The 12,770-nt window shown below is 47.8% G+C and carries 12 protein-coding genes; 6 read left to right on the top strand and 6 right to left on the bottom strand.

Annotated features, from left to right (window positions below; all coding sequences use genetic code 11):
- The first annotated feature begins 74 nt into the window (after positions 1-74).
- Entirely contained in the window at positions 75-1,052 is a 978-nt protein-coding gene (locus IEV19_RS09685) for a LuxE/PaaK family acyltransferase (RefSeq protein WP_188370450.1), read from the top strand.
- A gap of 17 nt (positions 1,053-1,069) precedes the next feature.
- On the opposite strand, the gene tyrS is transcribed toward IEV19_RS09685, so the two are convergent.
- Positions 1,070-2,365 carry a tyrosine--tRNA ligase gene (tyrS, locus tag IEV19_RS09680; RefSeq protein WP_188370449.1) on the bottom strand — a complete coding sequence of 432 codons (1,296 nt, stop codon included), beginning with the start codon at positions 2,363-2,365 and terminating at the stop codon, positions 1,070-1,072.
- Between the two features lie 103 nt (positions 2,366-2,468).
- Here tyrS and IEV19_RS09675 point away from each other — a divergent pair, with 103 nt between their 5' ends.
- Entirely contained in the window at positions 2,469-3,488 is a 1,020-nt protein-coding gene (locus IEV19_RS09675; RefSeq protein ID WP_188370448.1) for an NAD-dependent epimerase/dehydratase family protein, read from the top strand.
- Here the strand turns inward: IEV19_RS09675 and IEV19_RS09670 are convergent.
- Genes IEV19_RS09670 through IEV19_RS09660 form a run of 3 tightly spaced genes read right to left on the bottom strand, consistent with a single transcriptional unit; the run spans position 3,485 to position 5,960 of the window.
- On the bottom strand, positions 3,485-3,895 hold the full coding sequence (locus IEV19_RS09670; RefSeq protein WP_188370447.1) for a DUF4296 domain-containing protein: 411 nt from the start codon (positions 3,893-3,895) through the stop codon (positions 3,485-3,487). The genes IEV19_RS09675 and IEV19_RS09670 overlap by 4 nt on opposite strands.
- A complete protein-coding gene (locus IEV19_RS09665; RefSeq protein WP_188370446.1) occupies positions 3,892-5,229 on the bottom strand; it encodes a dihydroorotase in 1,338 nt (445 codons plus the stop codon). Before IEV19_RS09665 ends, IEV19_RS09670 begins: the two co-directional genes overlap by 4 nt.
- A gap of 2 nt (positions 5,230-5,231) precedes the next feature.
- Positions 5,232-5,960, bottom strand: coding sequence for a polyprenol monophosphomannose synthase (locus tag IEV19_RS09660; protein WP_188370445.1), 729 nt, complete (start codon positions 5,958-5,960; stop codon positions 5,232-5,234).
- A 130-nt stretch (positions 5,961-6,090) separates the two neighbouring features.
- Here IEV19_RS09660 and IEV19_RS09655 point away from each other — a divergent pair, with 130 nt between their 5' ends.
- The 3 genes from IEV19_RS09655 to IEV19_RS09645 are packed head-to-tail and all read left to right on the top strand — an operon-like array spanning position 6,091 to position 9,160.
- Positions 6,091-7,752, top strand: a complete 1,662-nt coding sequence (locus IEV19_RS09655) for an ArnT family glycosyltransferase (protein WP_188370444.1) — start codon at positions 6,091-6,093, stop codon at positions 7,750-7,752.
- Entirely contained in the window at positions 7,752-8,408 is a 657-nt protein-coding gene (locus tag IEV19_RS09650) for a DUF4271 domain-containing protein (protein ID WP_188370443.1), read from the top strand. Before IEV19_RS09655 ends, IEV19_RS09650 begins: the two co-directional genes overlap by 1 nt.
- A gap of 5 nt (positions 8,409-8,413) precedes the next feature.
- Positions 8,414-9,160 (top strand): uroporphyrinogen-III synthase, encoded by a 747-nt coding sequence (locus IEV19_RS09645; RefSeq protein WP_188370442.1) that lies wholly within the window; start codon positions 8,414-8,416, stop codon positions 9,158-9,160.
- A gap of 43 nt (positions 9,161-9,203) precedes the next feature.
- Here IEV19_RS09645 and pckA read toward each other — a convergent pair whose 3' ends face one another.
- Both pckA and IEV19_RS09635 read right to left on the bottom strand, forming a co-directional pair.
- On the bottom strand, positions 9,204-10,820 hold the full coding sequence (gene pckA / locus IEV19_RS09640; RefSeq protein ID WP_188370441.1) for a phosphoenolpyruvate carboxykinase (ATP): 1,617 nt from the start codon (positions 10,818-10,820) through the stop codon (positions 9,204-9,206).
- Between the two features lie 67 nt (positions 10,821-10,887).
- Positions 10,888-11,274, bottom strand: coding sequence for a DUF423 domain-containing protein (locus IEV19_RS09635; protein WP_188370440.1), 387 nt, complete (start codon positions 11,272-11,274; stop codon positions 10,888-10,890).
- Between the two features lie 79 nt (positions 11,275-11,353).
- Between IEV19_RS09635 and IEV19_RS09630 the strand changes: the two genes are divergently transcribed.
- Positions 11,354-12,727 (top strand): saccharopine dehydrogenase family protein, encoded by a 1,374-nt coding sequence (locus IEV19_RS09630; RefSeq protein WP_188370439.1) that lies wholly within the window; start codon positions 11,354-11,356, stop codon positions 12,725-12,727.
- The last annotated feature ends 43 nt before the right edge of the window (positions 12,728-12,770 follow it).

The following is a 12,770-nucleotide window of genomic DNA, read 5'->3' as shown; positions in this document are numbered from 1 at the left end:
GACTCTATTGACAGTACTGTTCAGTATCCCCTCTCCGGGGTATATTTTCTTATTTTTGGGTACCAATTCTCCCTATGGATCCCAAGAGTATTTTCAGCATCCAAAATGACGGTGATTTTAAGACCGCAGCCATCTCCGTCTTCCGTTACCAGTACGAGAATAATCCTGTTTACCGGCAGTTCTGTGATCTAATGGGAATCCATTTGAGGAAGGTTAAAGGGATCGATCAAATTCCATTCCTGCCCATCGAATTTTTTAAGTCGAGAAGAGTTGTCTGCGACACAGATCGAACAGATATCGTCTTCAGCAGCAGCGGGACCACATCCGGACAGACGAGCAAACACTTTGTAAAAGACCTAAGCCTGTACGAAAAAAGCTTCCGGGAATCTTTCAGGGGCTTTTATGGAGAATCTCAGGAATACTGCATCCTGGCCCTCTTACCCTCCTATCTGGAACGCGGCGGTTCTTCCCTGGTCTACATGGTCAATGACCTGATCGAATCGAGCGGTCATCCCGATAGCGGTTTCTACCTCCACAACCTGCCCGACCTGGCCGGGAAGCTCAGGCTACTCGAAGCAAAGAATACACCCACAATTTTGATCGGGGTATCCTATGCCCTTCTTGATTTGGCAGAAGCTCATCCCATGAAGCTAAGGAATACGATAGTGATGGAAACCGGGGGGATGAAGGGCAGGAGGAAAGAACTGATCCGGGAAGACCTGCACAAGAGATTGTGCGAAGGATTTGGGCTCGGATCCATACATTCCGAATACGGGATGACCGAACTCCTCTCTCAGGCATATTCGGATGGTAAAGGGGTGTTTCAGACACCTCCCTGGATGAAGATCCTCATACGGAGTACAGAAGATCCCCTGAGTCTTCAGCCAACAGGCAGATCTGGCGGGATCAACATCATAGACCTGGCCAATTTGTATTCCTGCTCCTTCATTGCCACTCAGGATCTTGGCAGACTGTCGCCTGGCGGAGGTTTTGAGGTTCTCGGGAGATTCGACAATGCGGATATCAGGGGTTGCAACCTGATGGTTACCTGACCTGCGCCTTTTTAGGGCTACACTACCGCCAGGATAAAGTAGCTTTTCTTGCCGCGTTGCAACAGCACGTAGCTGTCTCCGATAAGGTCGGATTCCGTGATCGTGTAATCCTCTCCCACTTTCTCCTTGTTAACGGAGATTGAATTCTGCTTGAGCTCCCTTCTGGCCTCCCCGTTGGAGCTGAGGAAACCGGTTTTTGCGGCCAGGGCCCCTATCATATCAAGGCCTTTGGCCAGCTCTTCCCTGCCGATCTCTGCCTTGGGTACTCCTTCAAAAACTTCGAGGAAGGTATGGGTATCCAGCGACTTCAGATCGGAGGAAGTCGAGTTACCGAAAAGGATGGAACTCGCCCTGACGGCATTTTCGAGATCATCCCTGGAATGGACCATGACCGTGACTTCCTCAGCAAGTCGTTTTTGCAACAGCCTCAGGTGAGGGGCTTTCCTGTGCTCTTCCACCAGTTTTTCGATCTCGTCCCTGGAAAGGAACGTAAAGATCTTGATGTATTTCTCGGCATCCTCATCGGAGGTATTGATCCAATACTGATAAAATTTATAAGGAGAGGTTCTGTGGGCATCAAGCCAGATATTTCCTCCTTCGGTTTTGCCAAATTTGCTGCCATCTGCTTTGGTGATCAGAGGGCAGGTGAGAGCATAGCCTTTTCCTCCCCCGATGCGTCTGATCAGTTCAGTCCCTGTGGTGATATTGCCCCACTGATCGCTTCCCCCCATCTGAAGGGTGCAGTTGTGGTGCTGGTAGAGGTAGAGGAAGTCGTAACCCTGCACCAACTGGTAGGTAAATTCAGTGAATGACATGCCTTCTTTAGCCTCTGCATCGAGCCGTTTCTTCACCGAATCCTTAGCCATCATGTAGTTTACGGTGATATGCTTCCCTACGTCCCTTATAAAATCCAGGAAGGTAAAATCCTTCATCCAGTCGTAATTGTTAACCAGGACCGCACTGTTTTCAGCATTGGAATCGAAATCGAGAAAACGGGACAATTGCTCCCTGATCGCTTCCTGATTCAGCCTCAGGGTAGTCTCATCGAGGAGGTTTCGTTCGGTTGATTTCCCGGAGGGATCCCCGATCATTCCCGTAGCCCCGCCGATGAGCGCATAGGGCTTGTGACCGGCCAACTGGAAGTGTTTCAGCATCATGACTCCCACCAAATGTCCGATGTGAAGGGAGTCTGCCGTAGGGTCTATGCCCACATAGGCAGCCTGCATTCCGGAAAGAAGGTGTTCTTCTGTTCCTGGCATGACATCGTGCAGCATGCCCCTCCATTTCAACTCTGCAACAAAGTTTGATCTCATCGGATAACCGTTTTTAAAGAATGGTGCAAAGATAACAGAAATCCGTGTGTGCCAAACCTGTGCTTTTTTTAATAAATCGGGGGGATTTGACTACTTTAGACCCATGGTTCTAGTTACGGGAGGCACGGGTTTATTGGGGTCACATCTTTTACTCACCTTAGTTCGCAATAACGAGGTGGTGAGGGCTACCTACCGAACCGAATCATCATTGGATGAAACCAGATCCCTCTTTGAATATTATTCCAGGGACGGGGAGTTGCTCTTTGAAAAGATCCAATGGGTCAGGGCCAATATCACAGACATACCCTCACTGGAATCTGCCTTTGAAGGCATCACCCGAGTCTACCATGCAGCCGCCATGATCTCCTTTAACCCGGCGGCCTGGGAAGCTTTGAAAAAAACCAACGTGGAGGGTACGGCCAATATCGTGAACCTCTCCCTGGCACATGGGGTGGAAAAACTCTGTTACGCTAGTTCTATCGCGGCTGTCGGGAAGGGGATACAGCAGGAAATCGTGACAGAGGAAAACGAATGGGCAGAGACAGAATCGAGTGTCTATGCCCTGTCCAAACACCTGGCTGAGATGGAGGTCTGGAGGGGGTCCCAGGAAGGACTTGATGTGGTCATGGTGAACCCGGGTGTGATCCTCGGTGCCGGCAACTGGAACCAGGGCAGTCTGAGGTTCTTTAAAAACACAGCTCGTGGGATGAAGCGTTATTTTCCCGGAGGTACGGGCTTTGTCGATGTGATGGACGTGGTTCATTGTATGTACCATCTCATGCAATCGGAAGTTCGGAACGAGAGATTTATTACTGTTGGCGAAAATATCTCGTACGAGGAGTTTCTTGGCTCTCTGAGCGAGGCTTTTGGAAAACCCCGTCCAGAAAAGGAGATCCCATTATGGGTATTGGAACTGGGGTGGAGGTTAGATTGGTTCAGCCATCACTTCCTGAGGACTAAAAGACGTCTTACTCGTGACACTGTCCATTCCCTGAAAAATCCACGCCTGTATTCCTCCCAAAAAATTAAAGACACCCTGGGTTTTGAATTCACCGATCTAAGGGAAAGTATATACCGTTATTGCGAATATTTCCGCAAGACCTACCCTTCTGCCTTCTTCTAATCCTCCTCAACAGCCAGGGAATCCTTAATCTGCCTGCTTCTTGAGATCAGGCTGTCGTTGCGTCTCTGCCGCTCTTCTTCAAATGCGGTCCTTTCCTTATCGAGTCGGGCTGCCACTTCTTTGTAGATCGCCTCGTATACCAGGGGCTGAGATGCGTAATACACATCGCTTTTCACAAACTGAAGGCTGTCTACCCCATATTGATGGAAGAGAAAATCGGTAGGGTTTTCAAAGTGTTTCTCCAGGATAGCCCTGTTTGTGCTTTTGGCGGAATTCAGCAGAGCCATCTCGTAGATGAGTTCAGTCATGGTCTCCCTCGGGATAAGGTCTTCAGGTTTTTTAATAACCTCTTCGGCACAGGAATACACCAGTACAGATATGAGCGCATAGAAGATACTCTTTTTCATGGCCTGTTGAATGTTAAGCGTTTCGCTTTTCTTTCCTCTGAAATAGTTCCGTTGTCAAATGCCAGATGCCCGTTGACAAAGGTATGGGTTACCCTGGAGCGGAAACCTGTTCCCTCAAAGGGTGACCAGCCGCACTTATAAAGAATATTCTCTTTTCCCACCTGCCAGGGATCACTGGGATCCACCACAGTAAGATCAGCGTAGTACCCTTCTCTGAGATAGCCCCTCTCCTTTATCTGGAAAAGGATAGCAGGGTTATGGCACATTTTGGTGACCATCATTTCCACAGAGATCTTCCCATCCAGCATTTTTTCCATCATGGCGGGTAAGAGATGCTGAACGAGGGGGCCTCCTGAAGGAGCCTTCAAATATTTCTGGTCCTTTTCTTCCAGGGTGTGGGGGGCATGATCTGTGGCGATCACGTCTATTTTCCCGTCTAGTAGGGCCTCCCACAAAGCCTTCCGGTCCGATGCTTTTTTTACTGCCGGGTTCCATTTGATATGGGTACCCCTTGACTCGTAATCCTCATCAGAGAACCAGAGGTGGTGTAAGCACACCTCAGCTGTGATCTTCTTTTCCTCAAGCGGGATCTCATTGGTGAACAAACTCATCTCCTTCCCTGTAGAAAGGTGGAACACATGGAGGCGTGCGCCTGTTTTCTCAGCCAGGGCCACAGCCTTTGAAGAAGAAAGGTAGCAGGCTTCCTCACTTCGGATGAGCGGGTGGCATTTGATGGGGATGTCATCCCCGTATTTTTCCCTGTACCTCTCCAGATTCTCCCTGATGGTGGTCTCATCCTCGCAGTGGGCCGAAATGACCATTTCCGTATTGCTGAAGATCTGTTCAAGGACCACCTCGTCATCTACCAGCATATTTCCCGTAGAAGATCCCAGGAAAAGTTTTACCCCGGAGCAGGCATTGCGGTCGAGCTTCTTCAATTCTTCCAGGTTGTCATTGGTTCCGCCGAAAAGGAAGGAATAGTTGGCAAAGGACGACCTGGCTCCCATCCGGAATTTCTCCTCCAGTTTCTCAATGGTGGTGGTCTGAGGGACCGTGTTGGGTTGTTCCATATAAGTGGTGATCCCCCCGGCCAGTGCCGCCCGGCTTTCTGAATAAATGTCCCCTTTATGGGTAAGGCCCGGCTCCCGAAAATGGACCTGATCGTCAATGATTCCCGGCATTAGATACTTGCCATCAATATCGATTACCCTCGCCGTCGGGGAAGAAAGGGAAGGTCCTATTCTCAGGATCCTCTCCCCTTCCACCTGGAGGTCTCCCTCTGTGATCGTGCCTTCATTTACTATTCTTGCATTTTTTATGATCGTACTACTCATACCTAAAAACCATTTCTTTTGAATAGACTCCGTATCCGCATACTGATCACCCCAAATACGGCCTCCCAGATGATGGAGGTGCTCATTTTGGATTTTCCCTTTTCCCGGTCCGTGAATATGATGGAAACTTCCTCTATCCTGAACTTTTTAAGGTACGCCCGGTATTTCATCTCGATCTGAAAGGCATACCCTATGAATTTTACCGAATCGAGGTCGAGTGTTTCCAGCACCTCCCTCCTGTAACAGACAAAGCCGGCCGTTGGGTCGTGTACCTTCATCCCGGTGATCAGTTTTACGTAGAAGGAAGCACCATAGGAAAGGAGGATCCTGTATAGGGGCCAGTTGACCACATTTACCCCTTTTTTATACCTGGATCCCACCACTACATCGGCCCCATTGACACAAGCTCTGTATAATCTCGGAAGATCTGAGGGTCTGTGGGAGAAATCGGCATCCATCTCAAAGATATACCGGTACTCTCTTTCAAGAGCCCATTTAAAGCCGTGGATATATGCCGTCCCCAGTCCTGATTTCTCTTTCCTTTCCTCCAGGAAAAGCCTTTCCGGGAATTTCTTCTGCAATTCCTTTACTGCCGCCCCTGTTCCGTCCGGAGAATTATCATCAACTACCAGGACATCAAAATCCTTAGGCAGGTCGAAAACGGCTTTCACGATCGCCTTGATATTCTCAATCTCATTGTACGAGGGGATGATTACTAAACTGTCCGTCATCAGTAGCGGTGGATTATGGCAAAAATAAAGCTTTCACCCGACTGTAATTGAATGATGGTGAATTTTCTTGGCAGATGAGGTAAAGAGTAAGGTGTGATTATTTGTAATTTTGGCCCGAAGCAGTAACAGCATGAGAAACCAATTCCCTAAGATCTTCCTGTATTTCCTAGGCTTTTTCCTTCTCCTGAACCTCATACAGGCTACTGCTACACAACTGATCTTTGACGAAGCCTATTACTGGTATTATGCAAAAGATCTCAGCTGGGGATATTTTGACCACCCTCCCATGGTGGCTTTCCTTATCGCCCTGAGCAAGGTCTTTTTTGAAGGCGAACTCGGGGTTCGGCTGATGAGTTGTATCCTTGGAATAGGGACCATGACTGTGATCTGGCTATTGATCGATACGCCAAAGAAAAAAGAATACATCCCTCATTTTTTTGTGTTGCTGGCCTCCATGCCCCTTTTACATGCCTATGGATTCCTAACCCTGCCGGACACACCCCTGCTTTTTTTTACGGCCCTGTTCTTTCTCACGTACCGGAATTTTTTGGGTGCGCCCGGAGTCGGGAATGCCCTCTTACTGGGCCTGGTCATGGCCGCTCTGATGTACAGCAAGTACCACGCCTTCCTGGTCATTTTCTTTGTTATACTCTCGAACCCCCGCCTGATCAGGGATCGCTTTGCATGGCTGGCCGTTCTGGTTTCACTCCTGGCCTATAGCCCTCATCTCTGGTGGCTCTACGATAATCGCTTTGTTTCCGTAAATTACCATCTGTTCGAAAGGCCCAACAGGCCTTATGAATTCTTTGATTTTACACTGGGTTACTTCCTCAATCTCATCGCGGTCTTCGGACTCACCTTTTTCTGGATCTACAAGGCTGCTTTTAAAACACCTGCAAAGGACCTGCTGACGAGGGCCCTGCTCTTTGTCAGCTTTGGGATATTGCTCTTCTTTTTTATTTCCAGCTTTCAGAGACGGGTACAGACCCAATGGATCATTGTTATCTGTATCCCCATGGCAGTGCTGGCGTACAGGTATATGCTGGAACACGAAGGTGTACGGAAGTGGATCTTCAGAATGGGGCTGGTGAACATCGGTATCCTGATGTTTCTGAGGATCGGCCTTGTTTTCGAACCTCTGTTTCCGGTAGTTTATGAGACCCATGGAAACCGTACATGGGTTCAAAAAATCACTTCACAGGCTGGGGAAATCCCGGTGGTCTTTGAGAACTCATACCGAATGGCCCCTATGTTTGAATTCTACTCCGGAAATCCATCTTTTTCCCTGAACAACGCCTGGTACCGGGAAAACCAGTATTCCATCGATTCATCCGAAGCCCGGGTGAGAAACAGACGCGTACTCTATGTATCGAGATATTTGCCAAAAGGAGACATCTCCTTTACCATGCCGGACAGCACTCTGTTTTATGGAATTTATATAGATCCGTTCAGGTCATATAGAAAACTTCGGACAGAAATTGTCAACATTCCGAAAACAACAGGGGGAAGCCGTTTCTCATTTGAGTTGAGGAATCCATACGACTTTGAGGTCCCCCTGGCGGAATTACAATTCGGACTGGCATTGCTGGACGGGTATAAACAGATCCAAAAGGTTATCCCTGTAGAAGTCATATCAGAAGAGCATCAAACCCTTATTCCCCCAGGTGAAAGTATCAGTATGCATGCCCTGTTCCCAAAAGAGCCTTTGGATAATGCTACTTTCATTAAGGTGGTCATTTCTGAAAATGGATTGAGATGGGGGCTTAACGGAAAGAGAAAAGAGTTAGAATAATGGAACCCGTACTCAGGCAGATCGGTCAAACGGATTGGATCACGGTGATCATCTTCACGAGTGCCGTATTTCTGGTCCTTGCAAAGGCGCTCTTTTACACCCGTTTCATGAATTTTATCATTCTCCCTTTCAACAGCAAATACGTCTTTCTCTATAACAAAAAGGACAAGTTGCTCAACTGGTTTAATTTGTTCTTGGGGATCTTTGCCCTGCTCAATTTTTCTCTTTTCATCTATTTTGGCATTGATCTATATCGACCGGAAGGGATGATCTCGTCCCTGCTGCTTTACGGGATTATCCTGATCTTCCTTTTCCTGTTCCTGCTTGCGAAAATACTTACACAGCTGGGCGGTGGCACGATCTTCAATTCTCACTCGGTAATTTCAGAAATCCTTTTCAAGAAGATCACCTATCTCAACTACAGCGGGTTAGTTATTTTCTTGATGAATCTTTTGCTGGCCTTCGTATTCATAGGGTCTAAGCAGATTTATTTCCTCGGAGGAACCCTTGCGGGCATCATCTTTGTCATCGGTTGGGCAACCATTATTAAAACGCATCTTAAGTTCGTAGCTTCTTACTTTTTCTATTTTATTTTGTACCTTTGCGCACTTGAAATTGCCCCTTTGATCATTATTCTGAACACACTAAATGTTTGATGTCTATGAAAGTCAAAACGATTTTAGTATCCCAGCCTGAACCTAAAATGGAAAACTCTCCATACCTGCGGCTTATCGAGAAGGAACACGTTCGGGTAGATTTCAGGCCTTTTATTCACGTAGAAGGCGTAGATGCAAAATCGGTAAGGCAACAGAAGATAGACCTCAAGGATTTCACCGCCATCATCCTGACCAGCCGTAATTCGGTAGACCATTTTTTCCGCATCGCAGAGGAAATGAGGTTCAAGGTGCCGGATACCATGAAATACTTCTGCCAGTCTGAGGCCGTGGCCTTTTACCTTCAGAAGTATGTTGTGTACAGAAAAAGGAAGATCTATGTAGGTAAGAGGAACTTTGTGGACCTACAGCCATTGTTCAAGAAATACAAGGACGAGAAATTCCTTCTCCCTTCCTCCGACGTCCTGAAATCCATAGTACCGGATACTCTCAACGAATTAAAACTCAACTGGACAAGGGGCATATTCTACAAAACGGTAATAAGCGACCTTTCTGACCTGAGGGACGTGTATTACGATGTGCTGGTTTTCTTCAGTCCTTCCGGTATTGAATCCCTGCTCAAGAACTTCCCTGATTTTGAGCAGAACAATACCAGAATTGCCGTGTTTGGAAACTCAACGATTCAGGCTGCCACCGAAGCGGGACTCAGGATCGATATCCAGGCCCCCACACCTGAAACACCTTCCATGACCATGGCGCTCCAGAAATACATTACCAGCGTAAACAAGAAATAAAGCTGAGGCCGGTTCCCGGACCTTTTTACCCTTTTACACTATTTTAAAAAGCATATCGCTGGGGCCCTCCCCTGCGTATCTCTTCACTGGCATAGCTCTCGAACTTCTTGAAATTCTCTCGAAAAGCATTGGATAGTTTAAAAGCCGTCTTATAATAGGCTTCGTCGTTGTTCCAGGTTGCTCTCGGACTCAACACGCTGGTCGGTACTCCCGGGCAGATTCTGGGCTGTGCCACCCCGAACACCGAATGGATGTGGTAAGTGTCATAGGTATAAAGGCCTAATTCGCCGCTGAGAGCGGCATGGATCATGGCCCGGGTATATTTGAGTTTCATCCGAGTCCCCACGCCGTAAGGTCCACCGGTCCATCCCGTATTCACCAGCCAGACGTTCACTCCGGATTCCTGCATCTTCCTGCTGAGCATCTCAGCGTATTTGGTGGGATGGAGTGGCATGAAAGGAGCTCCGAAGCAGGCCGAGAAAGAAGGGATGGGTTCCACGACTCCGGCCTCCGTTCCGGCTACCTTGGCCGTATATCCGGAAATGAAATGGTAGGCAGCCTGACTCGGGGTGAGTTTGCTAATGGGAGGAAGTACCCCGAAAGCATCCGCAGTCAGAAAAAATATATTTTTTGGATTCTTACCGATGGAGGGCTGCTGCGTATTTTCGATGTGATGGAGAGGATAGCTTACCCTTGTATTCTGAGTAATACTGGTATCTCCAAAGTCGACATGCCCGTCCTCGTCCATGATGACATTTTCCAGAATGGCTCCCTTTTTTATAGCGTGGTAGATCTCCGGTTCGCTTTCTTCGGAAAGGTTGATCACCTTAGCATAGCATCCCCCTTCAAAATTGAAGATGGTGTTCTCTTTTGTCCATCCGTGTTCATCATCTCCAATCAGTCTCCGATTGGGATCTGTGGAAAGGGTCGTCTTACCCGTTCCGGAAAGTCCGAAGAAAATGGCTGTGTCTCCCTCTGCACCCACATTGGCAGAACAATGCATGGGCAGGGTGTTCTGAAATACAGGTAAGAGGAAATTCAGGGCTGAAAAAATACCTTTTTTGATCTCACCGGTATATCCTGTACCTCCTATCAATGCGATCTTGCGGGTAAAGTTCAGGATGGCGAAATTGTGCTGCCTAGTCCCTGCTGTGGCTGCATCGGCCTTAAAGCCGGGAGCATTGACCACAAGCCAGTCTGCGGCAAAATTTTCCAGCTCTGCTTCAGAAGGCCGGATAAACATATTATATGCGAACAGGTTCGACCAGGGGTATTCATTGATCACCCGTATCCCTAGCTGATAATCCTTGTCAGCACATGCAAAGCAATCACGTACATAGACCTCTTTGTCAGAGAGGTAGGCAGTGACCTGGTCATAGAGTGCATCGAATTGCTCAGGGTCGAATGGTTTATTGACGGGCCCCCACCATACCTTATCCTCTGTAATAGCATCTTTGACGATAAACCGGTCCTGAGGAGCACGTCCTGTGAACTCTCCTGTATTAACTGCCAATGCGCCGGAAGAAGCCTCGCGACCCATGCCTTTGTTCAGGGTTTCCTGATGGAGCTGATCGGGATCCCACTGATAGTGAACACGTTTGCTTTTAATGCCATAGGCAGCTAACGAAATCGATTTCGTAAATGGTTTGGAGGTTGCCATGAAAAGTAGTTTTTGTGGCACAAAACTAGAAAAAATTTAAGGGACGCAACAGGATTTCAGGCATAGTTTAGTCGAAATACTTAAAAATGCGATATCCCAGTATCGTCCATCCCAGAATCAGGAAAAATCCCCCTAAAGGAGTGAGTAAAGCGATCCCTTTAAAGGGGACAGATGTAAGGCTGTCCGTAGCCAACAGGTAGATCGAAAAAGAGAACAGTATGATGCCCAAAGTCAGAGATACAAAGATCCATTTCTTGTCTTTTTCACGGATGACGGAGGTAGAACCCAGCCATAGGAGGAGGAGAGCATGGTACATCTGATATCGCACCCCCGTCTCATAGCTTTCCAGGGAAGGGCCGCTTAGGAGGTCTTCGAGTCCGTGCGCCCCGAAAGCCCCCAGGATCACCGACAAAAGACCAAATACAACGCCTGTCAACATAATTCTCCTGTTCATAACTTAACTCCTTTAAATTCTTAAACACGTTTCTTATTGATACCTTAGTGCCGTCGTTTTTCAAAGGTAATCAATACGCATGAGCCGGAACATACTGATATTCGGAGCAGGAAAATCCACTTCCTATCTCCTCGATTATTTTATAGAAAAATCAGGATCTGAAGCGCTACAACTCACTATTGCAGATCTGCATACAGACCACCTCCCAGCCCATATTCAGAATCACAATGCTGTCAGCCTCTCCAGGCTGGATATCACGGATGCCGAAGCGAGGAAGAAAGCAGTGTCCGGAGCAGATATAGTTGTTTCCATGCTACCAGCACGATTGCACCACCTGGTCGCCAGGGATTGCCTCGACCTGAAAAAAAACCTGGTGACCGCCTCCTATGTTAGCAAGGAAATGGAGGAGATGAAGGAGGAAGTGAAGAAAAGCGGACTCATCTTTATGAATGAAATAGGCCTGGATCCGGGGATAGACCATATGAGCGCCATGCAGATCATTGACGATATCCGGGGGCGGGGAGGGAATATGCTTCTTTTTGAATCCTTTACAGGCGGACTGGTCGCTCCCGAAAGTGATACGAACCAGTGGAATTATAAATTCACCTGGAACCCGAGGAACGTAGTCCTGGCCGGACAGGGGGGAGCTGCAAAATTCATCCAGGAAGGCACCTATAAATACATCCCATACCACAAACTGTTCAGGCGGACAGAATTCATGGAGATCCCCGGTTATGGCATCTTTGAAGCATACGCCAACCGCGATTCCCTCAATTACCGGGAAGCCTATGGCCTGCAGAAGGCACTGACCCTCTACAGAGGTACCATGAGGCGCGTAGGTTTTTCCAAGGCGTGGAACATGTTCGTACAGCTCGGGATGACAGATGACAGCTATACGGTTGAAAATTCGGAGAAGATGTCTTACCGGGAGTTTACCAACCTCTTCCTTCCGTATTCGCCTACGGATTCCGTTGAACTCAAACTGAGACATTACCTGAAGATAGACCAGGACGATATCATGTGGAGCAAACTGCTGGAGCTCGACATCTTTAACCCGAAAAAGATCATTGGCCTGAAAAATGCCACCCCGGCCCAAATGCTTCAGAAGATCCTGGAAGACAAATGGACCTTGGGTGAAGACGACAAGGACATGATCGTGATGTACCATAAGTTCGGGTATGAGCTAAACGGTAAGAAAAAACAGATCGACGCCAACATGGTGGTCCTTGGTGAGAACAGGACACATACCGCAATGGCAAAAACAGTGGGGTTACCGGTTGCGATGGCTACCCTGCTCATTTTGAACAATAAGATCACTACACCCGGAGTGCGCATTCCGATAAGCAAGGAAGTATACGAACCCATCCTCAGAGAACTGAAGGGCTATGGGGTTGAATTCAGGGAATACGAGGTTCCCTACCTCGGGTATAATCCAGATTCCGTAGCAGGTTAGATATTGTAAGGAGAATTGGTATATTTAACAGAACTTCAAAATT

Origin of the sequence: Muriicola marianensis (genome assembly GCF_014638095.1) — a bacterium.
GTDB classification, from domain to species: domain Bacteria; phylum Bacteroidota; class Bacteroidia; order Flavobacteriales; family Flavobacteriaceae; genus Muriicola; species Muriicola marianensis.
Note: the sequence above shows the minus strand (reverse complement) of the source record. Positions and strands in the feature narration are given on the sequence as shown.